At 67.0% G+C, this 26,639-nt stretch carries 27 protein-coding genes; 8 read left to right on the plus strand and 19 right to left on the minus strand.

Annotation, left to right across the window (positions count from 1 at the left end; genetic code table 11):
• The 3 genes from dapF to xerC are packed head-to-tail and all read left to right on the plus strand — an operon-like array spanning position 1 to position 2,407.
• Positions 1-846, plus strand: coding sequence for a diaminopimelate epimerase (gene dapF / locus B9N43_RS14745; protein ID WP_145842946.1), 846 nt, complete (start codon positions 1-3; stop codon positions 844-846).
• Positions 843-1,517, plus strand: a complete 675-nt coding sequence (locus B9N43_RS14750; RefSeq protein WP_145842948.1) for a DUF484 family protein — start codon at positions 843-845, stop codon at positions 1,515-1,517. The genes dapF and B9N43_RS14750 overlap by 4 nt, the downstream gene beginning before the upstream one ends.
• A gap of 2 nt (positions 1,518-1,519) precedes the next feature.
• The gene (gene xerC, locus B9N43_RS14755; protein ID WP_261379345.1) at positions 1,520-2,407 is read left to right on the plus strand and encodes a tyrosine recombinase XerC; all 888 of its coding nucleotides are present in this window, start codon (positions 1,520-1,522) and stop codon (positions 2,405-2,407) included.
• A 16-nt stretch (positions 2,408-2,423) separates the two neighbouring features.
• Here xerC and B9N43_RS14760 read toward each other — a convergent pair whose 3' ends face one another.
• The 5 genes from B9N43_RS14760 to B9N43_RS14780 are packed head-to-tail and all read right to left on the minus strand — an operon-like array spanning position 2,424 to position 6,573.
• A complete protein-coding gene (locus tag B9N43_RS14760) occupies positions 2,424-2,612 on the minus strand; it encodes a DUF3460 family protein (protein ID WP_145842950.1) in 189 nt (62 codons plus the stop codon).
• Positions 2,613-2,648: 36 nt separating this feature from the next.
• Complete coding sequence (locus B9N43_RS14765) at positions 2,649-4,832, minus strand: RelA/SpoT family protein (protein WP_145842951.1); 2,184 nt, start codon at positions 4,830-4,832, stop codon at positions 2,649-2,651.
• A 29-nt stretch (positions 4,833-4,861) separates the two neighbouring features.
• Positions 4,862-5,068, minus strand: a complete 207-nt coding sequence (rpoZ, locus tag B9N43_RS14770; protein ID WP_145842952.1) for a DNA-directed RNA polymerase subunit omega — start codon at positions 5,066-5,068, stop codon at positions 4,862-4,864.
• 14 nt (positions 5,069-5,082) lie between these two features.
• Positions 5,083-5,700: a guanylate kinase gene (gene gmk / locus B9N43_RS14775; RefSeq protein WP_145842953.1), complete on the minus strand. Its 618-nt coding sequence runs from the start codon at positions 5,698-5,700 to the stop codon at positions 5,083-5,085.
• Positions 5,701-5,706: 6 nt separating this feature from the next.
• A complete protein-coding gene (locus B9N43_RS14780; protein WP_145842954.1) occupies positions 5,707-6,573 on the minus strand; it encodes a YicC/YloC family endoribonuclease in 867 nt (288 codons plus the stop codon).
• A gap of 75 nt (positions 6,574-6,648) precedes the next feature.
• Here B9N43_RS14780 and B9N43_RS14785 point away from each other — a divergent pair, with 75 nt between their 5' ends.
• On the plus strand, positions 6,649-7,581 hold the full coding sequence (locus B9N43_RS14785) for a serine/threonine protein kinase (RefSeq protein ID WP_145842956.1): 933 nt from the start codon (positions 6,649-6,651) through the stop codon (positions 7,579-7,581).
• Between the two features lie 50 nt (positions 7,582-7,631).
• Positions 7,632-8,111 (plus strand): ferredoxin-type protein NapF, encoded by a 480-nt coding sequence (napF, locus tag B9N43_RS14790; RefSeq protein WP_145842957.1) that lies wholly within the window; start codon positions 7,632-7,634, stop codon positions 8,109-8,111.
• Between the two features lie 181 nt (positions 8,112-8,292).
• Here napF and B9N43_RS14795 read toward each other — a convergent pair whose 3' ends face one another.
• The 5 genes from B9N43_RS14795 to B9N43_RS14815 all read right to left on the minus strand — a co-directional run bounded on the left by B9N43_RS14795 (position 8,293) and on the right by B9N43_RS14815 (position 13,531).
• Entirely contained in the window at positions 8,293-8,736 is a 444-nt protein-coding gene (locus B9N43_RS14795; RefSeq protein WP_145842958.1) for a nitrate reductase cytochrome c-type subunit, read from the minus strand.
• Between the two features lie 13 nt (positions 8,737-8,749).
• Entirely contained in the window at positions 8,750-9,652 is a 903-nt protein-coding gene (napH, locus tag B9N43_RS14800; RefSeq protein ID WP_145842959.1) for a quinol dehydrogenase ferredoxin subunit NapH, read from the minus strand.
• Positions 9,653-9,658: 6 nt separating this feature from the next.
• Positions 9,659-10,570, minus strand: a complete 912-nt coding sequence (gene napG / locus B9N43_RS14805; protein WP_145842960.1) for a ferredoxin-type protein NapG — start codon at positions 10,568-10,570, stop codon at positions 9,659-9,661.
• A 107-nt stretch (positions 10,571-10,677) separates the two neighbouring features.
• On the minus strand, positions 10,678-13,227 hold the full coding sequence (gene napA / locus B9N43_RS14810; RefSeq protein WP_145842961.1) for a nitrate reductase catalytic subunit NapA: 2,550 nt from the start codon (positions 13,225-13,227) through the stop codon (positions 10,678-10,680).
• Complete coding sequence (locus tag B9N43_RS14815) at positions 13,208-13,531, minus strand: chaperone NapD (RefSeq protein WP_145842962.1); 324 nt, start codon at positions 13,529-13,531, stop codon at positions 13,208-13,210. Before B9N43_RS14815 ends, napA begins: the two co-directional genes overlap by 20 nt.
• A gap of 176 nt (positions 13,532-13,707) precedes the next feature.
• On the opposite strand from B9N43_RS14815, the gene rph reads away from it, so the two are divergent.
• The 3 genes from rph to hemW are packed head-to-tail and all read left to right on the plus strand — an operon-like array spanning position 13,708 to position 16,228.
• Positions 13,708-14,427, plus strand: a complete 720-nt coding sequence (gene rph, locus B9N43_RS14820) for a ribonuclease PH (RefSeq protein WP_145842963.1) — start codon at positions 13,708-13,710, stop codon at positions 14,425-14,427.
• Positions 14,427-15,017: an RdgB/HAM1 family non-canonical purine NTP pyrophosphatase gene (rdgB, locus tag B9N43_RS17435; RefSeq protein ID WP_222428905.1), complete on the plus strand. Its 591-nt coding sequence runs from the start codon at positions 14,427-14,429 to the stop codon at positions 15,015-15,017. The genes rph and rdgB overlap by 1 nt, the downstream gene beginning before the upstream one ends.
• A complete protein-coding gene (gene hemW / locus B9N43_RS14830) occupies positions 15,014-16,228 on the plus strand; it encodes a radical SAM family heme chaperone HemW (protein ID WP_222428751.1) in 1,215 nt (404 codons plus the stop codon). The genes rdgB and hemW overlap by 4 nt, the downstream gene beginning before the upstream one ends.
• A 45-nt stretch (positions 16,229-16,273) precedes the next feature.
• Here the strand turns inward: hemW and B9N43_RS14835 are convergent, their stop codons facing one another.
• From B9N43_RS14835 to B9N43_RS14870, 9 genes are all read right to left on the minus strand, one after another.
• The gene (locus B9N43_RS14835; RefSeq protein ID WP_145842967.1) at positions 16,274-17,443 is read right to left on the minus strand and encodes a lipid-transfer protein; all 1,170 of its coding nucleotides are present in this window, start codon (positions 17,441-17,443) and stop codon (positions 16,274-16,276) included.
• Positions 17,444-17,445: 2 nt separating this feature from the next.
• On the minus strand, positions 17,446-17,862 hold the full coding sequence (locus tag B9N43_RS14840) for a Zn-ribbon domain-containing OB-fold protein (RefSeq protein WP_186453845.1): 417 nt from the start codon (positions 17,860-17,862) through the stop codon (positions 17,446-17,448).
• A 242-nt stretch (positions 17,863-18,104) separates the two neighbouring features.
• On the minus strand, positions 18,105-19,301 hold the full coding sequence (locus B9N43_RS14845) for a CaiB/BaiF CoA transferase family protein (protein ID WP_186453846.1): 1,197 nt from the start codon (positions 19,299-19,301) through the stop codon (positions 18,105-18,107).
• A 29-nt stretch (positions 19,302-19,330) separates the two neighbouring features.
• Positions 19,331-20,440, minus strand: coding sequence for an NAD-dependent dehydratase (locus tag B9N43_RS17235; RefSeq protein ID WP_186453847.1), 1,110 nt, complete (start codon positions 20,438-20,440; stop codon positions 19,331-19,333).
• Between the two features lie 160 nt (positions 20,441-20,600).
• Positions 20,601-21,233 (minus strand): glutathione transferase GstA, encoded by a 633-nt coding sequence (gene gstA / locus B9N43_RS14850; protein ID WP_145842969.1) that lies wholly within the window; start codon positions 21,231-21,233, stop codon positions 20,601-20,603.
• 106 nt (positions 21,234-21,339) lie between these two features.
• Positions 21,340-22,695 (minus strand): serine/threonine protein phosphatase, encoded by a 1,356-nt coding sequence (locus B9N43_RS14855; protein WP_145842970.1) that lies wholly within the window; start codon positions 22,693-22,695, stop codon positions 21,340-21,342.
• Between the two features lie 39 nt (positions 22,696-22,734).
• A complete protein-coding gene (locus tag B9N43_RS14860; protein ID WP_145842971.1) occupies positions 22,735-23,745 on the minus strand; it encodes a zinc-dependent alcohol dehydrogenase in 1,011 nt (336 codons plus the stop codon).
• A gap of 4 nt (positions 23,746-23,749) precedes the next feature.
• A complete protein-coding gene (locus tag B9N43_RS14865) occupies positions 23,750-25,489 on the minus strand; it encodes a thiamine pyrophosphate-binding protein (protein ID WP_145842972.1) in 1,740 nt (579 codons plus the stop codon).
• 75 nt (positions 25,490-25,564) lie between these two features.
• Entirely contained in the window at positions 25,565-26,380 is an 816-nt protein-coding gene (locus B9N43_RS14870; RefSeq protein ID WP_145842973.1) for an SDR family NAD(P)-dependent oxidoreductase, read from the minus strand.
• Between the last annotated feature and the right edge of the window lie 259 nt (positions 26,381-26,639).

The raw sequence follows: 26,639 nt of genomic DNA on the forward strand, positions 1-26,639 counted from the left end.
ATGAAGATCCGTTTCACCAAGATGCAGGGGCTGGGCAACGATTTCGTGGTGCTCGACGCCGTCACCGGCAGCTTCGTGCCGACGCCGGCCCAGGCCCGCTTCCTGGCCGATCGTCATTTCGGCGTGGGCTGCGACCAGATCCTGATCGTCGAGAAGGCGACGGCGCCCGGGGTGGATTTCCGCTACCGCATCTTCAACGCCGATGGCGGCGAGGTCGAGCAGTGCGGCAACGGCGCGCGCTGCTTCGCCCGCTTCGTCGCCGACGCCGGCCTCACCGACAAGCGCGAAATCCGGGTCGAGACCAAGAGCGGCGTGATCGCGCCGCGCCTGGAGGCCGACGGCCAGGTCACCGTGGACATGGGCGAGCCGCGTTTCGCACCGGCCGAGATCCCCTTCGCCAGCGACAGCGACGCGGTGATCCAGCCTCTGGCCGCGGCGGGGCGGGAGTGGCTGATCACCGTGGTGTCGATGGGCAATCCCCATGCGGTGCAGGTGGTCGACGACGTGGACCTGGCGCCGGTGGCCGAGGACGGTCCCTTGATCGAGCACCACCCGCGCTTTCCCTTGCGCGTGAATGCCGGTTTCATGGCGGTCGTCGATCGCCATGCCATCCGCTTGCGGGTCCATGAGCGCGGCAGCGGCGAAACCCTGGCCTGCGGAACCGGCGCTTGTGCCGCCGTGGTGGCGGGGATTCGGCGCGGCCTCCTGGATTCGCCGGTGCGGGTCGATACCCGGGGCGGCGCGCTGTCGATCGCCTGGGCCGGCGCCGGCGCGCCGGTGCTGATGACCGGCCCGGCGGTGACCGTGTTTCAAGGCGAAATCGAACTTCCCGAGGACCTCCGATGAACGCAGAAGAAATTGCCCTCTATCTCAAGACCCATCCCGAGTTTTTCGAACAGCACGGCGACCTGCTGACGCAGATCCGCATTCCCGACCCCCATGGCGGCGCCGCCATCTCGCTGGCCGAGCGCCAGGTGACGCTGTTGCGGGACAAGGCGCGGGTGCTGGAAAGCAAGCTGGCGGAACTGATCGGCTACGGCGAGGAGAACGATGTGATCGCCGAGAAGGTGCATCGACTGGCCATGGCCCTGTTGGGCGTCGACAGCCTGGCCGGCGCGGTGCATGTGCTCAACACCCATCTTTCCGGTTCCTTCGCCGTCCCCCATGTGGCGGTGCGCATCTGGGGCGTGGGCGGCGGCCTTGACGGCGAGGGGGTGCCGAACGAGTTCCTGCCGGTGTCCGATACGTTGAAGGCGCTTGCCGGCAGCCTCCATCGTCCCTATTGCGGTTCGGCCAACGGCCAGGAAGCGGCGGCCCTGTTCGGCGAGCAGGGTGGGCATGTCCGCTCCCTGGCGCAGATTCCGCTGCGCGAGGACGGCGTCGAGGGCGGCGCCTGCTTCGGCGTGCTGGTGCTGGCCAGCGAGGAAGTGGAACGCTTCTACCCGGACATGGGCGTGATGTTCCTCACCCGCATCGGCGATCTGGCGGCCTCGACCCTGCTGCGCGTGGTCGATTGAACGTGCCGACGGGGGACACGCCCGACGCGTTCCTCGACGAGCTGGCGCATCAGCGGCGCGCCAGCCCGCATACGATAGCCGCCTATCGCCGCGATCTGCGCCTGTTGACCGAGCTGACTGGCGCCGCGCCGCTGGCGGCGGTGCCGCCGCAGCAAATACGGCGTTTCGCGATGCAGCTCCATGGCCGCGGCCTGGCGCCGCGCAGCCTGGCGCGGACACTCTCGGCGTGGCGGGCCTATTACCGCTGGCTGGCGCGGCGCGGCCTGATTTCCCGCAATCCGGTGGAGGGCGTGCGCGCGCCGCGGGCGCCGCGCACGCTGCCCAAGGCGCTGCCGGTGGATCAGGTGCAGGCCCTGCTCGATGCGCCGGCCAACGATCTGCTGGAGCTGCGCGACCGCGCGATGTTCGAACTTTTCTATTCCTCCGGCCTGCGCCTGGCGGAACTGGCGGGCCTCGACGTGGCCCCCCATCTCGATCTGGCGGAGCGGGAAGTCACCGTCACCGGCAAGCGCGGCAAGACGCGGACCGTGCCGCTCGGGCGACAGGCGGCCGAGGCCCTGGCCGCCTGGCTGCGGCAGCGGGCGACGCTGGCGGCGGCCGACGAGGCGGCGCTGTTCGTCAGCCGTCGCGGCGGCCGCCTGTCAGCCGGGCAAGTGGAGCGCCGCCTGGCGCGCTGGGCCCGACAGCAGGGGCTGGGACAACACGTCCATCCGCACATGCTGCGCCATTCCTTCGCCTCGCACCTGTTGCAGTCCTCGGGCGACCTGCGCGCGGTGCAGGAGCTGCTCGGCCACGCCAGCATCCGCACCACGCAGATCTACACCCATCTGGACTTCCAGCGCCTGGCACAGGTTTACGACGCCGCCCATCCGCGGGCGCGGAAGAAATGAGCGGGGCAGGCGCCGCTCAGTTGGCGTCGTAGTAGTAAGCCTTCTGCGGCACTTCGATTTCGGCCAGCAGACGCTCCGCCTCGGGGTCCTGGGGGCCCTTGTCCCACCACAGGGCGCGCCCCTTTTTCTGCTCCGTCAGTTCTTCCGGATGCTGCTTGAGCCATTCGCGGATGAACAGGGTGTGCTCGGATTCGTAGTGGGCCATGATGTCGCCTTTCGTGAGGGAACGGATTTCCGGTCCTTAAGCCTTCCGGTCCTTGAGCCGCGCGATGCGCATGACCTCGGGGACCGTCCGCAGATTGCGCAGCACCCTGGCCAGGTGCACGCGGTTGGAAACTTCCAGGGTGAACGAGACCGTGGTGGTCGTATCCTGCTTGTCGGCGACCCGCACGTCGATGATGTTGGACTGGGCTTCGGCGATCGCTGCGGCCAGCTTGGCCAGCACTCCGCGCCTGTTCTGCACCAGCGCCTGGATCGAGACCTCGAACAGGCGGTCGATGTCGGCTTCCCATTCGACGTTGATCCAGTCCACGCGATCGCCCCGCAGCTTCGCCAGGTTGGGACAGTCGTGGGTGTGCACCACCAGGCCCTGGCCCTTGTGGATCAGGCCGACGATGGGGTCACCTGGAATGGGGTTGCAACAACCGGCGATCTGCACCGCCATGCCCTCGGTGCCGCGGATCGTGATGGAGCCGGCCTTTCCGGCTTCCGGCGCCGAGGTTTCCTTGGCCAGCAGGCGCCGCGCGACGACGGCGGCCAGGCGCTTGCCGATGCCGATGTCGGTGTAGATCTCCTTGCGCGAGCGGGTGCCTTCGGTCTTGAGGAATTTGTCCCATGTGGCCTTGTCCATCTTGGACAGGGCCTGGCCGATTTCGTCCAGGGCGCGGGCCAGCAGGCGCTCGCCCAGGTGGGTGGCCGCCTCGGTCTGCTGGGTCTTGAGAAAATGGCGGATGCGGGAGCGCGCCCGCGCGCTCCTGACATAGGTCAGCCAGGCCGGGTTGGGGCTGGCATGTGGCGCGGTGATGATCTCCACGCGGTCGCCGTTGCGCAGCTCGGTGCGCAGGGACATCGGTTCCAGGTTGATGCGGCAGGCCACGCAGCGGTTGCCGATGTCCGTGTGCACGGCATAGGCGAAATCCACCGGAGTGGAACCCTTGGGCAGGGCGATGATCTTGCCCTTGGGCGTGAACACATAGACCTCGCCGATGAACAAATCCACCTTGACGTGCTCGAGGAATTCCGAGGAACTGTCCGCGGTGGACTGCAGTTCCAGCAGGGACTGCAGCCACATGTGGGTCTTGCGCTGGAGCTCCGAGATCGCCGGATCGTCCTTGTACAGCCAGTGCGAGGCGACGCCGGATTCGGCGACGTTGTGCATCTCCTGGGTGCGGATCTGGATCTCGACCGGCATGCCGTAGGGACCGATCAGCGTGGTGTGCAGCGATTGGTAGCCATTGGCCTTGGGGATGGCGATGTAGTCCTTGAACTTCCCGGGCACCGGGTTGTAGAGCGCGTGCAGCGCGCCCAGGGCCAGGTAGCAGGTGGGCACGTCCTTGACCACGATGCGCAGGCCATAGATGTCCAGCACCTGGGAAAAGGTCAGGTGTTTCTCCCGCATCTTGCGGTAGATGCCGAACAGGTGCTTCTCCCGGCCCATGATTTCGGCCTTGATGCCCCAGGTGGGCAGATGGGTCTCGACGGCCTCGCGGATCTTGTCCACCACGCCACGCCGATTGCCGCGCGCCGCCTTGACAGCCTTCTCGAGCACCCGGTAGCGCATCGGATTGATGTGCTTGAAGGACAGCTCCTGGAGTTCGCGGAACAGGAAGTTCAGCCCCAGGCGATTGGCGATGGGCGCGTAGATTTCCAGGGTCTCGCGGGCGATCCGGCGCCGCTTTTCCGGACGGACCGCGTCCAGGGTCTGCATGTTGTGCAGGCGGTCGGCCAGCTTGATCAGGATGACGCGCACGTCGCGCGCCATCGCCAGCAGCATCTTGCTGAAATTCTCCGCCTGGGCCTCCTCCAGGGTCTGGTTTTCCAGACGATCCAGCTTCGAGACGCCATCCACCAGTTCCGCCGCGGTCTTGCCGAACTGATCGGCGATCTGCGTCTTGGTGATGGCGGTGTCCTCCATCACGTCATGGAGCAGGGCGGCGATGACGGCATGGGCATCCAGGTGCCAGCCCACCAGGGTTTCGGCGACGGAGAGGGGGTGGGAAATGTAGGGTGCGCCGCTGACGCGGAACTGTCCGCGGTGGGCGGCGTCGCCGAAGACGAAGGCGGCGCCGACGCGGGCGATTTCTTCAGGCTTGAGGTAGGTGCCGAGACGGGCGTTGAAGCGTTCCAGCTGACTCGCCAGGGCCTGGTCGGGCGAGCGCGGGGGTTGGGCGGCCTGGGCGGGAGGGTGCGGACGCCGTGCGGCCATGGCAAAAATCCTCCCGCCGGTTCACAGCGTCAGGCCTGGCCCCGGTTGAGGAGTTCCAGGCCGATGAGGCCGGCGGCCATTTCGCGCAGGGCCAGTACCGTCGGCTTGTCGCGCTCGGCCTCGACCTGGGGCGTGCTGCCCATGGCGATCTGCCGGGCCCGATAGGTCGCGGCCAGGGTCAGTTGGAAACGGTTGGGGATGCGCTTGAGGCAGTCGTCGACGGTAACGCGGGCCATGTTTGGATTCCTGGTCAGTGGGATTCGAGAAAGCGGAAAACGTCTCCATGACGCTCCCGCTGGCGGGACAGACGAAGGCGCGTGCTGCGCACTGCTGCCAGCAGGTCTTCCAGTGCAACCCGCAAATCGGCGTTGATTATAACAAAGTCGAACTCGCCGACATGACGCATTTCCCCCAGGGCGGCGGCCACCCGGCGCGCGATGACGTCGTCGCCATCCTGACCGCGGCCGCGCAGACGGCGCTCCAGTTCCTCGACCGACGGCGGCAGGACGAAAATGCCGACGGCGTCGGGAAACTGCTTGCGCACTTGCTGGGCGCCCTGCCAGTCGATTTCCAGCAGCACGTCCTCGCCGGCGGCCATGCGCTGCGCCAGCCAGGGGCGGGAGGTTCCGTAGAAATTGCCATGGACTTCGGCCCATTCGACGAAGTCGCCGCGCTCGCGCATCGCCTGAAAGGTCGGCACATCGACGAAGTGATACTGCACGCCGTCCTGCTCTCCCGGCCGCGGCGGACGGGTGGTGTGGGAAATGGACAGCCGCACCTGGGGGTCGCGCTCCAGCAGCATCCCGACCAGAGTGGTCTTGCCGGCGCCGGAAGGCGCCGCGACGATGAAAAGGCTTCCGCCGCTCATGAGGTTCTACTCCAGGTTCTGCACTTGTTCCCGCATCTGCTCGATCAGCAGCTTCAGTTCCAGCGCGATGCCGGTGATCTCGGCGCAGACCGACTTCGAGGCCAGGGTGTTGGCTTCGCGGTTCAGCTCCTGCATCAGGAAGTCGAGGCGCTTGCCGACCGCGCCGCCTTTTTTCAGCACCCGGTCCACTTCGTCCAGGTGGGTGGAGAGCCGCGCCAATTCCTCGGCGACGTCCACGCGGGCGGCGAACACACCCACCTCCTGGCGGATGCGGTCCTCGTCCAGATTCGCCACGGCCTCCCGCAGCTTGGTCGCCAGTCGTTCCTGGTAGTCGCCCAGTACCCGCGGCAGCAGCGGGCCGACCTGGGTCACCAGTTCTCGCATGCGGGCGGTGCGTTGGCGCAGGGTGGCGGCCAGTTTTTCGCCTTCACGGGCGCGGGTGGCGAGGAATTCGTCGAGCAGTTCGCCCATCAGGGCCATGCATTCGGCCTGCAACTGGTCGGCGGGCAGTTCCTGGCTGGCAAGGACGCCCGGCCAGGCAAGGACCTCCGCGACCGACAGGGCCTGGGCCTGGGGCAGGGTCCGGCGCACCGCCGCCTCGAGCGCCGCCAGTTGCGCCAGCAGGTCCGCGTCGGGCGCGATGTCGCGGCGGCGGCCGGCCTGCGACTGTAGATAGGCGCGGCATTCGACCTTGCCGCGCTGCAGCCGGGCGCCGATCTGTTCGCGCAGCGGCATTTCCAGGGGTCGCAACTCCTCGCTGATGCGAAAGCCGAGATCCAGGTAGCGGGAATTGACGCTTTTCAGTTCCAGGTTGAGGACCGCGAGGCCCAGATCGCGGGCGCCGGCGGCGTAGCCAGTCATGCTGTAGATCATGGTATCGATGGCCTGACGGCTTTACACCATCCGGCGGGGAACGGAGAATGCCGGGAATTCTATCCTGTCCCGCTCATGTCGCCCGCTCAGGCCAATCAGCCGCTGCCTTCCGGATTCCTGCTTGAGCAATATCGCATCGAGCGACAGATTTCCCTGGGTGGGTTCTCGATCGTCTATCTGGCCTATGACACCCAGGAGACGCCGGTGGCGATCAAGGAATATCTGCCAAGTTCCCTGGCCCTGCGCGCCGGCGAGAACCCCGAGCCGGTGGTGGCGGAAATCCATCGGACGGCCTTCAACCACGGCATGAAGTGTTTCTTCGAGGAGGGCCGCACCCTGGCTCGGCTCAGCCATCCCAACGTGGTGGGCGTGCTGAACTTCTTTCGCGCCAACGGCACCGCCTATCTGGTGATGCGCTACGAACGCGGGCGCACCTTGCAGGAGCACATCCAGAAGCATTCGGGCCAGATCGGCGAGGAATTCCTGCGCACGATGTTCGCGCGCCTGCTCAACGGCCTGCGCGAAGTGCACGGCCACAAGCTGCTGCATCTGGATCTCAAGCCCGGCAACATCTACCTGCGCACCGACGCCATGCCGGTGCTGCTGGATTTCGGCGCGGCGCGGCAAGTGATCGGCAGCGAGGCGCCGCGCCTCAAGACCATGCACACGCCGGGCTTCGCCGCCCCGGAACAGTACGAGAGCATCGACCGGTGCGGCCCGTGGACCGACATCTACGGCGTCGGCGCGACGATCTATGCCTGCGTGGCGGGTAAGGCGCCTCCCGCCGCCAATCGGCGGCGCGAGGGCGAGCCGCTGCCGGCCGCCGTCGAGGTCGGGGCGAAAAAATACTCGCGACATCTGCTGGAAATCATCGACCTCTGCCTGCAACTGGACCCCCTGGCCCGGCCCCAGAGCGTCTTCGCCCTGCAGCGGGAATTGAGCCGGGAGGATTATCGGCGACCGGTGCGTGGCGTGCTGTCGCGCCTGAAGGGGATGCTCGGATCCTGACTTGATCCCCGCCATGGTGGGGCAAGCGGCTTTCCAGTAGGCTGCCGGGCATGGTATCGAGACGACAATTTCTGCGCGGCGACCTGGCGGGCAAGACGTCGCCCCTGCGGCCCCCCGGGGCCTTGGCCGAGACCGAGTTCGTCACGGCCTGCCGGCGCTGCGGCGACTGCCTGCAGGCGTGCCCGGAGCGCATCCTGATCCCGGGTCCGGGAGGATATCCGGCGCTGGATTTCGCGCTCGGTGCTTGCAGCTTTTGCGGCGCCTGCCAGCGCGCCTGTCCAACCGGGGCGTTGCGGGCCGACGGCAGCGGCGCCCCCGCCCATCGGGTGGCGCAGATCGGCGCCGACTGCCTGGCCCGCCACGGCGTGGTCTGCCGCAGTTGCGGCGACGCCTGCCTGCTCGGGGCCATCGGCTTCCCCCCGCTTGCGGGCGCCGTGTCATTGCCCGTCGTGGCCGCAGCGGCCTGTACCGGCTGTGGTGCCTGCGTCGGCGTCTGTCCGCAACGGGCCGTGACGGTCCGGGCACTCTAGCGCGAAAAACAAGCTTTTCCGCCGGGCCGCTATTTCCCACGATGGGGAAAAGCGGCACGCGGCGAAGCCGCAACGCATCGGTGCCGCCACGAAGCTCCCCCAAACGCCCGAGCGCAGCGAGCCGTAACTCGACCCCCCCGGAGGGGAGCGAAGGGGGGCGAGCCTCTAGCTAGCGGTCGGCTCAGCGCTTGGCCGCGGTCTTGCCGGGCTTGGCGACGAAGTTGTTTTCGACCAGGGGCTTGGCATCCACCTGGGGCACGTGACAGTTGTTGCACTGATAGCGCGTCATGCTCACCTCGTTGTTGGTCAGGTGGCTGTCGCCGATCTTCGGCGCCCGCTTTTCCTTGTGCTTCTCGACGCTATGGCAACTGAGGCACTGGTTTTCCTCCAGGTTGATGTCGTCGAAATTGGTGATCATGTGCGGAATCAGCGGCGGCTGCTGCTCGAAGGTGCGGGCAATCGGTTTTTGCAGGCCGGGCTTCCTGCCCTGGTAGCTCATTTCCACGGGCGCCTTGTCGTCGCTGGCGACGCCTTCTCCGCGCAGCGAGGCGACCTGCTGCGCCACCGCCCAGCCAGAGATGCTGGTCAGGAGTGCCGCCAGAGTGATGGTGATGGTCCTTTTCATGATGAGCTCCCCTTCAGGATGGATTTTGGTCGTCGGGCGCGATGGAGGGTCGGCCGGCGGCGGATGAAGCATGAGAATTGTGAAAGCGGCTGCCGAAGCTGAAGACGTCCTTGGCGCAGACGTCGATGCAGCGGCCGCAATTGGTGCAACTGGGGGCGAGGATCAGCGGCGCGGTGCGCATGTCCTTGAGCGGTGCGCGCAGCACGCGCGGTTCGGGGCAGACGGCGTAGCAGTCCATGCAGTCGTCGCAATCGCCGCGCCGGCTCGCATTGACGCGCAGCAGGCTGAATCGTCCCGGCAGGCTGTAGAAGGCGCCCACCGGACACAGGTGGCCGCACCAGCCGCGGTCCGCCACGAACAGATCGAACAGGAACACCGCCAACACCACCAGCCAGGCCGCGCCCATGCCGAAGATCAGGCCGCGGTGCAGCATCGACACGGGGTTAATCAATTCCCACGCCAGGCTGCCGGTCGCGATCGCCAGCAGCAGGGTCATCCCAAGTATCCAGTAGCGCACCTGCCGCCCGAGCTGGGCGCCGCCCTTGATGCCCAGGCGCCGCCGCAGCCAGTGGGCCGCATCGGTGACTGGATTGAGCGGGCAGACCCAGGAACAATAGGCGCGCCCGCCCACCAGCAGATAGAAGACGAGCACGATGGCGGCGCCGATCAGCGCCAGTCGTTCCGGCGCATGGCCGCTCAGCAGGGATTGCAGCAGCACATAGGGGTCGGCCAGGGGCAGGGTGCCCAGGGTCAGGCTGAAATTCAGGTTGCCCTTGACCAGCCACCAGCCCAGCCAGGGGCCGGCCAGGAACAACGACAGCACGCCTGCCTGGCTCAGGCGTCGCAACAGCAGCCAGCGCCGGGCGCGCCACCAGGAGCGCGGGGACGATAGGGCAGTGGCGGGCACGGTATTCATGGCCGTTCAGCGTGGCGCATCGTCGGAGAGCCGGTCGGCCAGACCGCCGCCGGGCAGTGTGGCATGCGGCGCCGGAGCGGGGGCCGGCGCCGCCGGCAGCGTGCGGGGAACACTATCCACGCCGGCGGCGCCGGCAGGTAGCGGCGGTGCGCTGCCCGGATCCCAGTGGCCGGGCAACTGGGTGCCTTCCGGCAGCCGGTCGGGCAGATCGATGATCTGCTGGTCGTCGATCAGCGAGTGGCCGGTTTTTTTCTGCTCTTCCCAGCCCAGCCGGTAATGGGCGCCCAGTTCGCCCTTGGCCAGGGCGAGGGGGAGAACCTTGATGGCGGCGGTTTCCAGCACGCAGCCATGCTCGCATTTGCCGCAGCCGGTACATTGGTCGGAATGCACCACGGGCTCGAAAATCGTGTGGCGGCCGGTGCGTTCGTTGTGGCGCGGCTCCAGGGTGATGGCCTTGTCGATCAGCGGGCAGACCCGGTAACAGACGTCGCAGCGCAGGCCGAGGAAATTGAGGCAGGTCTCGTGGTCCACCAGCACCGCCAAGCCCATTTTGGCCTTGGCGATGTCGGTCAGGCCATGATCCAGGGCGCCGGTCGGACAGGCCTTGACGCAGGGGATGTCCTCGCACATCTCGCAAGGCCCGCGGCGCGCCACGAAATACGGCGTGCCGGTGGCGACGGGTTGTTCCGGTCGGGCCAGATCGAGGATGCCGTAAGGACAGTCGCGTACGCACAGGCCGCAGCGGATGCAGGCACCGAGGAAATCGGCCTCGGCCAGCGCGCCGGGTGGGCGCACCGCCGCCGGCGGCAGCGCCCGGCTCTGCCTGGCGAAGAGCCCCAGGCCCAGGCCGAGGGCCGCCACGCCGCAAGCGGAGCGGGCGGCGTCGAAGAGGAACTGGCGGCGTGGGCTGTTGGCCATGATTGCGGTGGCGCGAGCGTCAGGGGTGCGGGCGTAAGGGGTTCGAGCTAAAGGATTCGAGCGTGAGGGGCGCGGCGTCGACGCCCCTCACGCGGGCTGCTGCGGACTCAGACTTTGACGATCTTGCAGGCGCATTTCTTGAAGTCCGTCTCCTTCGAGATCGGGCAGGTGGCGTCCAGGGTCAGCTTGTTCACCAGCCGCATTTCATCGAAGAAGGGCATGAACACCAGACCGGCGGGAGGTTTGTTGCGGCCACGGGTTTCCACCCGGGTGATGACCTCGCCGCGCCGCGTGGCCATCTTGACCGTGTCGCCCCGCTTCAGGCCGCGCTTTTCCGCGTCTTCCGGATTCATGTAGATCCAGGCATCCGGCATCGCGCGGTAGAGCTCGGGCACGCGCCGGGTCATGGAGCCGGTGTGCCAGTGCTCCAGCACGCGGCCGGTGCATAGCCAGAGGTCGTAGTCCTTGTCCGGCATTTCCGCCGCGGGCTGATAGGGCAGTGCGAAGATCACCGCCTTGCCGTCCGGGTAACCGTAGAAGCGCACCCCCTCACCTTTGGGGACGTAGGAATCGTAGCCTTCGCGGAAGCGCCACAGGGTTTCCTTGCCGTCCACCACCGGCCAGCGCAGACCGCGCGCCTTGTGATAAGTGTCGAAGGGTGCCAGATCGTGGGCCTTGCCGCGGCCGAAGGCGGCGTATTCCTCGAACAGGCCCTTTTGCAGATAGAAGCCGAATGCCTGGATTTCCTCGTTGGTGTAGTCCTTCCAGGCGTGGGCATTGGTCTTCCTGGCGTCCTCGGGCGTGAATTTATTCACCTGGCCGTTGGCGTAGAGCACCTCGTAGAGGGTCTTGCCCTTGTACTCGGGGTTCTTGTCCAGCAATTCCGCCGGCCACACTTCGTCGGTCTTGAAGCGTTTGGAGAATTCCACGTACTGCCAGACGTCGGATTTGCACTCGCCCTGCGGCCTCACCTGCTGGCGCCAGAACTGGCCGCGGCGCTCGGCGTTGCCGTAGGCGCCTTCCTTTTCCATCCACATCGCGGACGGCAGGATCAGGTCGGCGGACATCGCCGAGACGGTGGGATACACGTCGGAATGCACGACGAAGACCGCCGGGTTGCGCCAGCCCGGATAGATTTCGCCGTTGATGTTGGGGCCGGCCTGCATGTTGTTGGTGGTGGTGGACCAGAAGAAGCCGAGCTTGCCGTCCTTCAGCGCGCGGGACTGGGCCACCGCGTGCAGCCCCACCCAGTCGGGGATGGTGCCGGCCGGCAGTTTCCACAACTTCTCGGAGACCTCCCGGTGCTTCGGGTTGCCGACCACCATGTCCGCCGGCAGGCGGTGGGAGAAGGTGCCCACCTCCCGCGCCGTGCCGCAGGCCGAGGGCTGGCCGGTGAGCGAGAAGGGGCCGTTGCCCGGTTCGGAGATCTTGCCCACCAGCAGGTGGACGTTGTAGATCATGTTGTTCACCCAGGTGCCGCGGGTGTGCTGGTTGAAGCCCATGGTCCAGTAGGAGACCACCTTGGTCTTCGGGTCGGCGTAGGTTCTGGCCAGCGCTTCGAGCCGGTCCTTGGGCACGCCGGAGATTTCATGCGTTTTATCCAGGGTGTATTCGGCGACGAAGGCCTTGAACTCGTCGAAGCTGATGTCGGCGGCCTTGCCCGGATCGCCCTTGGGCTTGCCGTCGGCGCCGGGATAGCCGTTGTTGCCGGCGACCTGCTCCAGCGGGTGGTTGGGGCGCAGGCCGTAGCCGATGTCGGTGACGCCCTTCTTGAACTTCACGTGCTTGCCGACGAAAGCCTGGTTCACCGCGCCCGACTGGATGATGTGGTTGCAGATGTAGTTGAGGATCGCCAGGTCGGACTGCGGCTTGAAGATCAGTTCGTTGTCGGCCAGTTCGCAGCTGCGATGGCTGAAGGTGGACAGCACGTGGAGCTTGACGTGCTTGGCGGTGAGCCGCCGGTCGGTGATGCGCGACCAGAGGATCGGATGCATCTCGGCCATGTTCGAGCCCCACAGCACGAAGGCATCGGCATGTTCCGCGTCGTCGTAGCAGCCCATCGGCTCGTCGATGCCGAAAGTGCGCATGAAGCCGGCCACGGCGGAAGCCATGCAGTGGCGGGCGTTGGGATCGAGGTTGTTGGAACGGAAGCCGGCCTTCATCAGCTTGGCGGCGGCGTAGCCCTCCCAGATGGTCCATTGGCCGGAGCCGAACATCGCGATGTTGCGCGGCCCGCCCGCCTTCAGCGCCGCCTTGCACTTCTCCTCCATGATGTCGAAGGCTTCCTTCCACGACACCGGGGCGAACTCCCCGTTCTTGTCGTACTTGCCGTCCTTCTTGCGCAGGAGCGGCGTGGTCAGGCGGTCCTTGCCGTACATGATCTTCGACAGGAAGTAGCCCTTGATGCAGTTCAAACCCTTGTTTACCGGCGCGTCGGGGTCGCCCTGGGTCGCCACCACCCGCCCGTCCTTGACGCCGACCAGCACGCCGCAGCCGGTGCCGCAGTAACGACAGACGCCCTTGTCCCAGCGGATGCCGTCGTTGCCCTTGGCCGGGGGCTTGGCCAGCGCCTGGGCACCGGGCAGGGAAATGCCCGCCACGCCGGCGGCGGCCGCAACCGCCTGAGTCTTGATGAAGTCACGCCGCGTCAGTTTCATAGCTGAACTCCTTGTCTGGATCGGATTCGGTTTGGTGATAGACCATGGTGGCCGAGAGCACTTCGTCCATCTTGCCGATGGCTTCGAACATGCTCATCGTCTCGGCGTCGTCCGTGGTTTCGAGGGTGATGATCAGCTTGCCTTGTGGCGATGCGGCATGGACTTCAACGCCGGGCAATGCCATCAATGCCGTTCGCAAGGACTCCAGTCCGCTGGGATGTGCGAGGAGTATGGCGCTCAATAGATTCACGGTCTGCCTTTCCGGAATGACGGGAAATGCTGCGCTGCGATTAACTAAGTCCATGCTAGTCCCATGGACATGGGGAGGGAATTGACGGGCATCAACAATTTGGATTCTTGAGTATTCCTCTCGGATACCGACTGGATTGAGCGGTGCAGTGCGAATCCGTCAAGACTCCGCATGGGAGAAATTCCGGGCATCATTCGCTCCCTGCGAATTTTCAAACCCGAGGACATCCCATGACCCGACCCAGCGGCCGCCGCCCCGATCAACTGCGCCAGCTCACCATCACCCGCCAATACACCATCCATGCGGAAGGCAGCGTACTGGTGGAGTTCGGCAACACCAAGGTGCTGTGCACCGCCAGCGTCGAGGAGAAGGTGCCGGGCTTCATGAAAGGCAAGGGCGAGGGCTGGGTCACCGCAGAGTACGGCATGCTGCCTCGCGCCACCCACACGCGCGGCGACCGCGAGGCGGCCCGTGGCAAGCAGTCCGGCCGCACCCAGGAAATCCAGCGTCTGATCGGCCGCAGCCTGCGCGCGGTCACCGATCTGAAGGCGCTGGGCGAGCGCCAGATCACCCTCGACTGCGACGTGCTGCAGGCCGACGGCGGCACCCGCTGTGCTTCGATCAGCGGCGCCTGCGTCGCCCTCTACGACGCGGTGAATGGCCTGCTGGCGGCCGGCAAGCTGAAGACCAACCCCCTGAAGGATTTCGTCGCCGCGGTCTCGGTCGGCATCGTCGACGGCCAGCCGGTGCTCGACCTGGACTACGCCGAGGATTCGTCCTGCGACACCGACATGAACGTGGTGATCACCGGCAGCGGCGGCATCGTCGAGATCCAGGGCACGGCGGAAGGCACGCCCTTCACCCGTACCGAGCTGGACGCCCTGGTGGATCTGGCATCAAAGGGCATCACCGAGATCGTCGCGGCGCAAAAAGCGGCATTGGCGGCATGATGGAAAAACTCGTCCTCGCCTCCAACAACGCCGGCAAGCTCAAGGAATTCGCCCGCCTGCTGGCGCCCCTGGGCATCGAGGTGCTGCCCCAGTCCGCCTTCAATGTCAGCGAAGCGGAGGAGCCTCATCCCAGCTTCGTCGAAAACGCCATCGCCAAGGCCCGCCATTGCGCCCGCGTCACCGGCCTGCCGGCTCTGGCCGACGATTCGGGCCTCTGCGTGGAGGTCCTGGGCGGCGCGCCCGGTGTGAAATCGGCGCGCTACGCCGGTGAACCGAAGTCGGATGCGCGTAATAACCAGAAACTGCTGGAGGCACTGGCCGGACAGGCCGACCGCCGCGCCCATTTCACCTGCGTGCTGGCCCTGGTGCGACATGCCGACGATCCCCAGCCGCTGCTCGCCGAAGGCGAATGGCAGGGCGAAATCCTCACCGCCCCGCGCGGTACCGAAGGCTTCGGCTACGACCCGCTGTTCCTGGTGCCGGAACTGGACCTCACCGCCGCCGAACTGGACCACGACGCCAAGAACGCTCGCTCCCACCGGGGACAGGCCGTGGCGAGGCTGATCGAGCGTCTGCGGCCGCCGCGGTGAAACGCATCATCCCCATCGCCGCCGCGCCGGCCGCATCGAGTAGCGCGGTGCCTTCCGGCCTGCCGGCGCCGCCGCCGCTGTCGCTCTACATCCATGTGCCCTGGTGCGTGCGCAAATGTCCCTATTGCGATTTCAACTCCCATGAAGCCAAAGGCGGCGTGGGCGCGATTCCAGAGGACGACTACGTCGCCGCGCTGATTGCCGATCTGGAGTCGGCCCTGCCGCAGATCTGGAACCGGCCGGTGCACAGCGTGTTCATCGGCGGCGGCACGCCCAGCCTGCTGTCGGTGGCGGCGATCGATACGCTGCTGGCGGCGCTGCGCGCCCGCCTGCCGCTGGCACCCGGCGCCGAGATCACGCTGGAGGCCAATCCCGGCACGGTGGAGGCCGGGAAGTTCGCCGGCTTCCGCGATGCGGGTGTGACCCGCGTCTCCCTGGGCATCCAGAGCTTCGACGATGCCAAGCTCGCCGCCTTGGGCCGTATCCACAGCGGGAACGAGGCCCGGCGTGCGATCGACCTGGCGCTGGCGCATTTCGAGCGGGTGAACCTCGATCTGATGTACGCCCTGCCCGAGCAGACACTGGAGGAGGCACGGCACGACCTGGAAACGGCGGTCGCCTTCGGTACCGGACATCTCTCCGCCTACCATCTGACCCTGGAGCCGAACACGGCCTTCCACCACAGCCCGCCGCCGCTGCCCGACGAGGACCTGGCCGCCGACATGCAGGAGATGGTGGAGGAGGCGCTCGTCGGCGCGGGCTTCGAGCATTACGAGACCTCGGCCTATGCCCGCCCTGGCCAACGCTGCGCCCACAACCTCAACTACTGGAACTTCGGCGACTATCTGGGGATCGGCGCCGGCGCCCACGGCAAGCTCAGTTCGGCGTTCAACATCGTGCGTGAAACCCGTCGCCGCCATCCCCGTGAATACCTGGAGGCGGCGCAACGCGGCGATTTCGTCCAGGAGCGGCGCGAAGTGTCGCGCACGGAATTGCCCTTCGAGTTCCTGATGAATGCGTTGCGCCTCTCCGACGGCTTCGCGCCCGCGCTGTTCGCCGAGCGCACCGGCCTGCCGCTGGCCGTGATCGAGGCACCGCTGCGGGCCGCCCAAGCCGAAGGGCTATTGCATTTGGCAACGGACCGCATCCGCCCCACGGCCATGGGGCGGCGCTACCTCAATACCCTGCTGCAACGGTTCCTGAGCGACTGAGGCAGGGAACGACCGTCCCCGTGACCGGGGACGGCCATGGCCGGTTTACGGCTGACCGAGGATCAAAGCGCCGGTCGGCACGCCGACGCCGCTGGACACCAGCACGTGATCGCTCTTCCTGGGCTGATTGCAGGACGTGCCGCGGATCAGCCGCACGCCTTCGGCGACGTTGTTCATGCCGTGGATGTAGCACTCGGAGAGCAACCCGCCGTGGGTGTTGTTGGGCAGGCGTCCATTCAGGCGCAGATTGCCGGCGGCGACGAAATCCTTGGCTTCGCCGCGCTTGCAGAAGCCGAAGGACTCCAGCTGCATCAGCACTTCCGGCGTGAATGCGTCGTAGAAGCAGCTGGCGTCGATGTCGTCGGGGCCGAGGCCGGACATGGCGTAGACGCGGCGCGCCGCCAGTTCCATCTCCGGCAGGCTGTCCATCTCCGCCCGGTAGAAGCTGGTCATCTGCTCCTGGCCGCGGCTCGCGGCCTGGGTCACCGCCCGGATCATTGCCGGCTTGTGTTTCAGGTCGCGCGCCCGCTCGGGGCTGGTGATCAGCAGCGCGATGGCGCCGTCGGTTTCCTGACAGCAGTCGTAGATGTTGAGGCGGTCGGTGATTTTCTTGGCGTTCATGTACTCATCCAGCGTCAGGGGCTTGCCATAGCCCGCCGCCACCGGATTCTTCTGAGCGAATTCGCGCTGGGCCATGGCCACTTCCGCCAGGTGCTCCGAGGTCACGCCGAATTCGTGCATGTACTTGTTGGAAATCATCGTCACCCAGGAGGCCGGCGTTACCATGCCGTGGGCCATGTACCAGGACCAGTGGATCAGATCGGCGGTGATGATGTTGCCGGAAACCCCCTGGCCCATGCGCTGGCCGGAGCGGCCGTTCATCGCCCGCCAGACCACCACGTTCTTGGCCGCGCCGGTGGCGACTGCCATGGCGGCCTGGTGGATCAGGCCCACGGCGGCGCCGCCGCCGTAGTTGATCTTGGCGTACATGGTGAGATCGCCCAGGCCCACGGCGTTGGCCACTTCGACCTCGTCGTTGGAGTCCATGGTGTAGGTCACCAGGCCGTCAACTTCCCTGGGGTCGAGTCCCGCGTCATCCAGGCAGTTGCGCACGGCCTCGCAGGCCAGGGAATACTCCGAGACGCCGGAGTTCTTGCTGAATTTCGTCGCGCCGATGCCGGCGATCGCAGCTTCGTTCTTCAAGGTGGTGGGCATGATCAAACCTTCTCCTGGGCGGCGGGGCGGAACATCGGGATCTTGAAACCGTCCGGGTCTTCGTGAATGAATGCGCTGACCTTCATGCCGAACTTGACATCGGCGGGGTCGCAATCCTTCAAGGTGGCCGTCATCCGGACGCCCTCCTCGAGGTCCACCAGGACGGTGGTCAATGGATATTCATACCCTGGGAACTGAGGGTGGTAGAGCACGGTGTAGCTGAGCACCGTGCCCTGGCCGCCGGCGGGAATGAAATCCCACTCCAGGGAGCGGCATTCGCTGCACATCGGGCGCGGCGGATGCCGCAGGGTTCCGCAACCGGAGCACCGCTGGATCGCCACTACGCCTTGCGCCGCCTGCTCCCACCACCATCCGTTGTCACGCCCCATCGGGGGCTTGATCCGACCATGTCCGGCCATCAGTCTTTCCTCCATTTCAGTTTGAGCACGGCCCAGGCGGCATTCACATTTACGGGCGGTGCCCGTGATGCTGTCGCGGCGAGCGCCTTTCGCGTGCGGCTACGTTGGATATTATATATAGAACGATCGTTATTTTTGTTCGCATAGTAAGGCAGTGGGCCGCATGGATGGTCAGTGCCTAGGATCGACGACTGTTTCCACTCCGTCGTGAGACGGGTGCGGTGGCCCGCCGTCCTGAACGCTCAGGCGATCACGCCCTGTTCCCGCAGCACGGCGGCCGGCGTTTCCCAGCCCAGTTCGGCGAGGATCTGCTCGCTGTGCTCCCCCAGTTCGGGTGCCTTGAGTCCGACGACATCCGGCGTCGCGCCGAAGCGTGCCGGCGTTCTGGGGCCGCGGATCGGGCCGGCGCGGGGATGGTCGGTGACGGAGAACAGGCCGTTGGCCTGGAACTGCGGATGGGTCGGCAACTCGTCCACCCGCAGCGCCTTGGCGCAGGGCACGTCGGCGGCCTCCAACTGCGCCAGGGTTTCGTCCACCGCCATTTCCCGGGCACGCGCGTAGAGGCGCCCGAAAAGGGTCCGGACTTCCTGCGCATTCTCGTTGCGGGCGCGGATGGTCGCGAAGCGCGGATCGCCGGCGACGTCCTCGCCGAGGATGCGGCAGGTCGCGAGGAACGAGGCGTCGTCGGTCGGCGCGACCTGCGCCCAGCCGTCGCGAAAGCGCAGCAGCCGATTGCCTTTCGCCAAGGACTGGCCGTCAAGGATGCCGTCCGGTTCCAGGAAAGCCGCGCTGCCGCAGGTGTCGGGCCAGAGGAAGGCGGCTACCGCGTCGATCATCGCCAGCCGGATTTCCTGGCCGCCGCCGCTCCGTTCGCGGGCGAACAGTGCGGCGCCGATGGCCTGGGCGGCGGTCAGCGCGGTCAGTTTGTCGGCGAAGATCTGGTAGTACTGGGTCGGTTCACCGGTCCCGGTATCGGCCTGGGAATGGGCGACGCCGGCGAACGCTTGAACTACGTTGTCCCAGGCCGGTTTTTGCGCATAAGGTCCCTCATGGCCGAAGCCGGTCACGGTGACGTAGATCAGCTTCGGCTGGACGGCCCGCAGCGCGGCATAGTCGACGCCCAGCCGCTCGGCGACGCCCGGGCGGAAGTTGTGCAGCAGCACGTCGGCGCCGGCCGCCAGTCGGCGGACGATGGCCAGACCATCCGGGTGCTTGAGGTTCAGGGCCAGCGAACGCTTGCCCCGGTTGTAGTGTTGGAACAGATTGGAGACGCCGTGTCTCGACGCGCCCATGTAGCGCAGGATGTCGCCCATGCCCGGCGGCTCGATCTTGATCACGTCGGCCCCCTGGTCGGCCAGGATGGCGCTGGCGCCGGGCGCGGCCAGGGCACTGGCCAGCTCGATGACGCGGATGCCGTGGAAAGGTCCCTTGCCGTTCATGGTCTGCCTCCGTCGGGTGAATTGTTGAGCTACTCCTCGAATGTCGCCTGGCTGCGGGCTCGTCCGCCGGGGCCGCTGTAGGCCATGCCGTAGCCCGGCGGCGTTGACCAGTCGGGTATGGCGAGGGTGGCGAGGGCCTGCTGCCAGCGTTCGATCAACCGGTCTTCCGCCGCGTAGTCGAACGGGTCCTGCAATACGGTTTCCACCGGGATGCCGCTCATCGGCGGCGGTGGATGGCCTGCCAGCCAACGGGCGGTGCGCGCCACGGCCTCGGCCGGCGCGACCACGTCGCGGTAGCCGAGCCGTGAGCGGATCTTGGTCAGGTCGTAGAGTCGATGGCTGGTGGTCGGCCGGCCCAGCAAGGGACGCGCCGGCAGCGCCAGGGCCGCGGGCAGGTCGATGATCTCGAATTCCCAGTCCAGCGCCCGAGCCGCGTGGAACACCACTTCCCGCAGGCTCAGGGCATGGCTGTCCGCGGCGTTGAAGATTTCGCCGCAGGCCCGCTCCGGTTGGGTTACCGCCAGCAGCACGGCATGGGCGAGATTCTCGGCGTAGCCGTAGGCATCCAGAGTCAGCCCGCCGTCGGGCAGGATGATGCGGCGGCGGCCGTCCAGCACGCGGCGAACCACCATCCATTCCCGGGGGGCAGGCTGGTAGGGGCCATACACGTAGGGATAGCGGAAGTGGGTGGCTTCAGGATGATGGCGGAACACCGCCTCTTCGGTGCACACGATGCGCCAGCCCTTCTCGTCCTGGGCCGGGTCCGTCACCAAGGGCGCGTCCTCGGCGAGCGGTGCGGGCAGGCCTTCGGGCGTGTGCAGAAAGGGGTTCATGTAGCCCAGATAGGCCGGGCCGCCACCGACGGAGATGAAGCGCCCGACGCGCCCCGCGAAAATCTCGGCGATGGTCCGCAGGCGGCCGTAGGTGGCGATGCACAGATCCCAGCGCCGATCGCCGATGGCCGCCGCCAGGGCCACCGGATCGTGGGGGCTGACGTGGATGTGGGCCACCTCGGGCGGGATTTCGTCCACCTCGTGATGACCGGTGTGGAGTATCTCGACCCGCCAGCCGCGGGCGAGCAACCCATTCACGATGAAGGGGCCGGTGGGCCCGGTACCGCCGATGACCAATGCTTGCATGGGGGCATTCTCCTCTTGTACGTCCGGGCTCAGAGCGAAAAGCCGAATCGACTCCGAAAGCCCGGCAGCATGAAGCGACCGTCGTCCGTGGCGAACTGCAACACGGCTGCCACCGGAACGCCTTTCAACAAACGTAGCGGATGGGCGCGACAACGGCGTATCAGGTTCTCCCGGCCGCCGCTTTAAAATTCAGCCCTTCCGTCCGCAAGGCGGTCTGTACCGCCGGCCGCGCGCCAATACGCTGGTGCCAGGCATGAAGCGCGGGCAGCGATGTCAGATCCAGGCCGACATATTGCGCCCAGTTGCAGGTCACCCACAAATAGATGTCCGCGACCGAATAATTCGGGCCCAAGAGAAAATCATGGTCAGACAAATGACGATCCACATAGGCTAAGCGTGTCTGGAGCAAGCCGAGGACAAAGGGTTTGACCTCGGCTCCATACGCCGGCCGCAGCAGGATGGTGTAGCACCCCGTGTGCAGCTCGGCGGCGATGTAATTCAGCCACTGCTGCGCCAGGTAGCGTTCATGGTGGCCCGCCGGCGGGATCAAGCCCTTGGTCGGCGCCTGGTCCGCCAGATATTGCAGAATCACGGCGCACTCCGACAATCCGCGCCCATCCTCCAGTTGCAGGAAGGGCACATAGCCGCTGGGATTGAGCGCCTTGAAATCCGCGCCGGATTCTGTCCTGGACTGGCCACGTTCGACGCGAATCAACGCCAGGTCAACTCCGGCTTCCCGCGCGAGGATATGGGGCGCCAGAGAACAGGATCCCGGGATATAAAAAAGTTTCATCGCACGTGCTTTCCCGAGTTTGAAAAAAGTAGGCCCGCTTCGGCGCGGGCCTTCAATCCGGAATCGCCAGCCTGGATGGCCGCGTCCTTTTGTGGCGGGTCCGGATTCAGCGCGGCGGGCCGAAGCGCTTCCGGAAATCCGGCAGCGTGAAGCGATAGTCGTCGGCGGCAAAGAAGTCCGCGTCACTCATCGCCGGCTGTTCGATCGCCTTGTACCACTTGGCGTAGTCGGGTGTTTCTCCCGAATAGCGCCGGTAATGGGGGGAATAGGTCTTGACCTGGACGCTGGGCTCCGCGCCGGCGAAATCGAAATGCATCAGGCGCAGCCAGCCGTCGCCGATGGGCACCGGGTGGCCGCGCAAGCCGGGCGGCACGCCGGCATCGACGGAGGACTGGCCCCGGTCCTGGTAGTCGGCCAGGACCTGCACCACCTGATGGCCCGCCGCATTGGCGTCGACGCGCATGGCCTGGCCGCGCTGGTGGCCGCAGAGCACCAGGAAAATCTGGTCGTGGCGGCGGATCAGCTTCTGCCACAGATCCTCGGGGTCGTTGTGGCGGTCGTCGATGCGCTTCAGATCCACGATCGGGTTGCCGCGCCGTTCGCCCGCGCCGTTGAGGTAGTCGTGGGTGGTGACGATGGTGGGCAACCCCGGATGGGCCGCGATCACGCTGTCCGCCCAGGCCAGCACGTCGTCGCCCGGCTGCATTTCCAGGGCGAGATGAAGGAAGGTGTAGCCGCCGGCGCTGAAGATCTGGGCGCTGTCGGCGCCGCCGTGGTAGCTGGCGACGTACCAGTCCTTGCCCTTGAAGAAGGCGCTGTCGGCGCCGAACACGCTGCGGAAGTTGTCCAACCCGCCGATATGCAGCATGCCGATCAGGTCGGGACGGAATTCCACCTGCGCCTGCGGATGGGCCGCCATGAACCTGCCCAGCTCCTGAGGCTGCACGGGCGGGAAGCGGGCATCGGCCCACATCGTGTCGTAGTCGTGGTTGCCGGGCGCCACGCCGAAGGGGACACGGCCGTCGAGCAGGCGGTAGCCGGCCAGGGCGGCGGGCATCTCCACGGTCTTGGCCTTGGGCGTGACCTCCAGTTCCATGGAGAAATAGGGGTTGGGCACGGCGCGGTGGCCGCGGGCGGCATGGTCCGCATCCATTTCGGCGGTCTGGTGCTGCCAGACGTCACCCACCGCGGCGACGAACGCCACCTTGCCGCCGGCCGAGCGTGCGTTGTCGGCGAGATAGCGCATCTGGCCGACGAACAGGTCGTTGGCGTCGAACTTGAAGCCCGCGGCTTTCTGGTGGCGATAGTCCACCATGTTCTGGGTGTCGGGAATCACCGCCAGAATGAAATCCCGCTCCGCGGTCGGCGCCGGCGGCAGGGCGCCGCAGCCGGCCAGGATCGGCAGGACCGCCGCGACGGCCAGGCGGCGCAGCAGCCGGTGAATGTCAAATGGTTTTTTCATCGATTGTCTCCTATGTACCAGTCTGCCGGACTGTCCGGCTCAGTCGGGAATCACCAGCACCTTGGCCGCGCGTTCCGGATCGGCCGCGAGGGCCAGGGCCTCGTGGAACTGCGACAGGGGCAGGCGGTGGCTGGCGTAGGGCGCCACCGCGTCGCCGTGGCGAGTCAGATGGTCGATGGCGTCGGGGAAGCTGTCGCCGTAGGAGAAGGCGCCCCGCAGCTGCAGTTCCTTGGCCATCATCAGGGTCAGATCCAGGGCCGCCGGCTGCTTGTAGACCGCCACCAGCACCAGCCGGGCGCGGGGGGCGGCGCGCTGTATCACGGCCTCCACCAGCGCCGGCGCGCCGGAGCAGTCGATGAACAGGTCGGTCGCCGGCAGCGGCATGCCGTAGAAGGGGGCGCTGCCGTGGCGTTCGGTGAGGCTCGCCCAGAAGGTTTCGTCCATGTCGGCGAAGGTGGCGTCGGCGCCCAGCTGGCGGGCGATCTCGCGCCGGTGGGCGGTGCGGTCCAGCACCACCACGTCCTGTACGCCGGCCCGCTTCAGGCCGATCACGCAGCCCAGGCCGATGGGGCCGGCGCCCAGCACCACGGCCCGCGTCTGCGGTCCGGCCGCGCCCTGGCTGACGGCGTGGAAGGCCACGGCCAGGGGCTCGGCCAGAGCGCCCCGTTCCAGGGGTACCGTGTCCGGCAGGGCGAACAGGGTACCCGGCGCTTCCGCCGCCCGTACCCGCACCATCGGCGCGAAGGCGCCCTCGGGACCGCCGTTGCCGATCATGTTGGCGGCGGAGAGCGGATTCACCACCACCGCCTGGCCCACGCGCCAGGTGTTCACCTGCGCGCCGGCGGCGGCGATGCGCCCGGCGAACTCGTGGCCCAGGGGCATCGGCTGTCCGGTCGGCCCCATCGGGCCGCCACTGTGGATGTAACCGAGGTCGCTGCCGCAGATGCCGCAGGCGGCGACCTCGACCAGCACGTCGTCGGGGCCGCATTCGGGATCGGCCGCCTCGGCGAGGCGCACGTCGTCGCAGTTGAAGACTTGAACTTGTTTCATCGTCTCAGTCCATCACGATGTTGTCGTAATAGGGAATCATGATTTCGTTCGGCCCCGGGTTGTCGGCGCCGACCATGGCGGGCATGGTGGGGTGCATCACGTCGGGATCGATCATCACCTCGACGCAGGCCGGCTTGCCGGCGGCCAGGGCGCGGGCCAGGGCCGGCGCCAGGTCGGCCAGGCGCTCCACCCGCTCGGCGTGACAGCCGAAGGCTTGCGCGATGTCGGCGTAGCGGGTGCCGGAGAGATCGGCGATGACGCGTTTGGAGCGGCCGTAGATCAGATCCTGGCCGTGGGCCGACATGCCCCACAACTGGTTGTTGAGGATCACCGTCAGCACCGGCAGCTTGTGGCGCACCTGGGTGTCGAATTCCTGGATGTGGAAGCCCATGGCGCCGTCGCCGGTGACCTGCACCACCCGCTTGTCCGGATGGGCGATCTGGGCGCCGATGGACATCCCGGGGCCGGTCCCGAGGCAGCCGTGGTAGCCGGCGCCGATGATCTGGCAGCTGGCGTCCGCCTTCAGCGCCATGTGGCTCCAGGCGGAGACCTCGCCGCCATCGAGGACGTAGATCGCGTCGCGGGGCATCGCCGCCGAGAGGGTCTCCATCACGTGGTGGGGATGGGCCGGCGACTGCTCCGGCTGCGCCGGGCCGAACATCGCCCCGGTCATGGATTTGATGGCGGTGGCGGTGGCGGTCCAGGCGGCCCAGTCCGGCCAATCCACCGTCTGTGCGGCGTCGGCCAGGGCGCGGAAGGTTTCGCGCGCATCGGCCAATACCGGCACCTTCACTTCACGCAGGCGGCCCAGTTCGGCCGGATGCAGGTCCACGTGGGCGATCGGGGTGCCGTTGGGCACGATGGTTTCGTTGCGGCCGCCGGTGAACAGGCCGAGGCGGGCGCCCACCACCAGCAGCGCGTCGAGCGGCGGCTGGCCCATCATGCCCAGGGCGCCGAGCAGCGCCAGATCCTTGCCCCAGAGCGGATGATCGTAGGGCAGCGCGCCGTAGCCGTGGCCGCCGCAGAACACGGGGATGCCGGCGGCTTCGGCGAAACGCCGCAGCTCGCCTTCGGCCTTGGCGAAGCGGATGCCGTTGCCGACGAAGATCGCCGGGCGTTGCGCCGCCTTCAGCATCTCGATGATCGCCGCCACGTCCTCCGCCGCCGGGGCGGGCGCGGTGCGCACGTTGAGGCCCGTGGCCGGGCGTACCTTCGCCTCGTCCACGGGGATGTGCAGCACGTCGATGGGCACGTCCAGCAGCACCGGGCCGGGGCGGCCGTTCATGCAGGTGCGGATGGCCTGGGCGGCGAGTTCGGGAATGCGTTCGGTATGGGTGACGCGGTGGGCCCACTTGGTGGTGGGCAGCGCCATCGCCACCTGGTCGATGCCGCCTTGCAGCGGATTGGTCTCCACGTCGCGCAGGGGGGGCGAACTGACGATGAACAGCACCGGCACGGCGTCCAGATAGGCGTTGGCGATGGCGGAGATGACGTTGGTGAAGCCGGGGCCGGAGGTCACCACACAGACGCCGAGCCGCCCCGTGGTGCGGGCGTAGGCATCGGCGGCGTGGCCGGCGGATGATTCGTGGCGGAAGTCGGTCAGGCGCAGGCCGTGGCGGACGCAGCCCTGCCAGAAGGATTCCAGGTGGCCGCCGTGCAGGGCGAAGATTTCCTCGACGCCGGCGGCCTTCAGGGTCCGTACCAGCAATTCGCCCCCGTCGGGGCGGCTCTCGTTCTTAGTCATGTCTTTTTCCTCGGTGGCAGGCGGTCGTCCGGGGATCCACGGGTTCCGCCAATTGTTTAGCGATTACGTGGGGGTTCAGACCAGGCCCAGCACCTTGGGCATGTTGGGCTGGCCGCTCCAGGCCGTCAGGCCGCCATCCACCGGAACGATCGCGCCGGTCATGTAGCTGGCGTCGTCGGAGGCGAGGAAGCGCACCAGTCTGGCGATTTCCTCGGGCCTGCCGGGGCGGTTCAGCGGGATGTTGCCCGACCAGGTCTCCCGGACCGACGGCGCCGCGAGCGTGGCCGTCGTCAACGGCGTTTCGATCAGGCCGGGACATACCGCGTTGACCCGGATATTGTCGCGCGCATGGTCCAGGGCCAGGGCGCGGGTGTAGTTGATCGCGGCGCCCTTGGACGCGGCGTAGGCGGTGAAGCCGTAATCGGCCGCCATGCCGGAAATCGAGGCGATATTGACGATGGCGCCGCCGCCCTGGCGCCGCATCAGCGGGATGGCGAACTTGCAACTGTAGAAAATCGAGTTCAGGTTGATGTCCAGCACCCGATGCCACTGCTCGGGCGCCAGATCCGGCGTCTCGCCGTAATTGCCGACGCCGGCGTTGTTCACCAGGATGTCCAGGCGGCCGTAGGCCTGGTCGGTGGCGGCCAGCATGGCCTCCACCGCGGCGAGGTCGCCGACATCGGCGTGGACATAGCGGGCGGCCTCGGCACCGTGGGCGGCGCACAGTTCCGCAACCATGGCGGCGCCGGCTTGATCTTCGATGCCGGCGATCATGACCCGGGCGCCGTGGGCGATGAACTCACGCACCGTGGCGGCGCCGATACCGGAGGTTCCGCCGGTGACCAGTGCAACACGCCCGGCGAGCCCGGGCGTTGGGGAAGGTGGGGACATTTTGTGGGGACTCCTTGGACAATCCGTGTTGCTTGAGAAAACGAAGGGCCGTCCCGAGTTTTCCTGCCCCTTGAGGGGCGATCGGCGCGAAGCGACGATTTCGATTTCGGGGTGGGCTCGACGTATTTAGATTAACACCTGTAATTCCCCGCGTGTCCGCGGCTGTGTAACACTGCGTGCCCGAAATGGGGTTTTGGGGGGGCAGCCGCCGCGCGGACGGACGATGGTCGCCTGGTCGGCGGAAAACCCTGGAGGAGAG

Origin of the sequence: Denitratisoma sp. DHT3 (genome assembly GCF_007833355.1) — a bacterium.
Lineage (GTDB): Bacteria > Pseudomonadota > Gammaproteobacteria > Burkholderiales > Rhodocyclaceae > Denitratisoma.

Excerpts from the sequence above, each read along its gene's own strand:
- dapF (WP_145842946.1), top strand. The coding sequence starts at position 1 with ATGAAGATCCGTTTCACCAAGATGCAGGGGCTGGGCAACGATTTCGTG.
- B9N43_RS14750 (WP_145842948.1), top strand. The coding sequence starts at position 843 with ATGAACGCAGAAGAAATTGCCCTCTATCTCAAGACCCATCCCGAGTTT.
- B9N43_RS14760 (WP_145842950.1), bottom strand. The coding sequence starts at position 2,612 with ATGGCCCACTACGAATCCGAGCACACCCTGTTCATCCGCGAATGGCTC.
- B9N43_RS14765 (WP_145842951.1), bottom strand. The coding sequence starts at position 4,832 with ATGGCCGCACGGCGTCCGCACCCTCCCGCCCAGGCCGCCCAACCCCCG.
- rpoZ (WP_145842952.1), bottom strand. The coding sequence starts at position 5,068 with ATGGCCCGCGTTACCGTCGACGACTGCCTCAAGCGCATCCCCAACCGT.
- gmk (WP_145842953.1), bottom strand. The coding sequence starts at position 5,700 with ATGAGCGGCGGAAGCCTTTTCATCGTCGCGGCGCCTTCCGGCGCCGGC.
- B9N43_RS14780 (WP_145842954.1), bottom strand. The coding sequence starts at position 6,573 with ATGATCTACAGCATGACTGGCTACGCCGCCGGCGCCCGCGATCTGGGC.
- B9N43_RS14785 (WP_145842956.1), top strand. The coding sequence starts at position 6,649 with ATGTCGCCCGCTCAGGCCAATCAGCCGCTGCCTTCCGGATTCCTGCTT.
- napF (WP_145842957.1), top strand. The coding sequence starts at position 7,632 with ATGGTATCGAGACGACAATTTCTGCGCGGCGACCTGGCGGGCAAGACG.
- B9N43_RS14795 (WP_145842958.1), bottom strand. The coding sequence starts at position 8,736 with ATGAAAAGGACCATCACCATCACTCTGGCGGCACTCCTGACCAGCATC.
- napH (WP_145842959.1), bottom strand. The coding sequence starts at position 9,652 with ATGAATACCGTGCCCGCCACTGCCCTATCGTCCCCGCGCTCCTGGTGG.
- napG (WP_145842960.1), bottom strand. The coding sequence starts at position 10,570 with ATGGCCAACAGCCCACGCCGCCAGTTCCTCTTCGACGCCGCCCGCTCC.
- napA (WP_145842961.1), bottom strand. The coding sequence starts at position 13,227 with ATGAAACTGACGCGGCGTGACTTCATCAAGACTCAGGCGGTTGCGGCC.
- B9N43_RS14815 (WP_145842962.1), bottom strand. The coding sequence starts at position 13,531 with ATGGACTTAGTTAATCGCAGCGCAGCATTTCCCGTCATTCCGGAAAGG.
- rph (WP_145842963.1), top strand. The coding sequence starts at position 13,708 with ATGACCCGACCCAGCGGCCGCCGCCCCGATCAACTGCGCCAGCTCACC.
- rdgB (WP_222428905.1), top strand. The coding sequence starts at position 14,427 with ATGGAAAAACTCGTCCTCGCCTCCAACAACGCCGGCAAGCTCAAGGAA.
- B9N43_RS14835 (WP_145842967.1), bottom strand. The coding sequence starts at position 17,443 with ATGCCCACCACCTTGAAGAACGAAGCTGCGATCGCCGGCATCGGCGCG.
- B9N43_RS14840 (WP_186453845.1), bottom strand. The coding sequence starts at position 17,862 with ATGGCCGGACATGGTCGGATCAAGCCCCCGATGGGGCGTGACAACGGA.
- B9N43_RS14845 (WP_186453846.1), bottom strand. The coding sequence starts at position 19,301 with ATGAACGGCAAGGGACCTTTCCACGGCATCCGCGTCATCGAGCTGGCC.
- B9N43_RS17235 (WP_186453847.1), bottom strand. The coding sequence starts at position 20,440 with ATGCAAGCATTGGTCATCGGCGGTACCGGGCCCACCGGCCCCTTCATC.
- gstA (WP_145842969.1), bottom strand. The coding sequence starts at position 21,233 with ATGAAACTTTTTTATATCCCGGGATCCTGTTCTCTGGCGCCCCATATC.
- B9N43_RS14855 (WP_145842970.1), bottom strand. The coding sequence starts at position 22,695 with ATGAAAAAACCATTTGACATTCACCGGCTGCTGCGCCGCCTGGCCGTC.
- B9N43_RS14860 (WP_145842971.1), bottom strand. The coding sequence starts at position 23,745 with ATGAAACAAGTTCAAGTCTTCAACTGCGACGACGTGCGCCTCGCCGAG.
- B9N43_RS14865 (WP_145842972.1), bottom strand. The coding sequence starts at position 25,489 with ATGACTAAGAACGAGAGCCGCCCCGACGGGGGCGAATTGCTGGTACGG.
- B9N43_RS14870 (WP_145842973.1), bottom strand. The coding sequence starts at position 26,380 with ATGTCCCCACCTTCCCCAACGCCCGGGCTCGCCGGGCGTGTTGCACTG.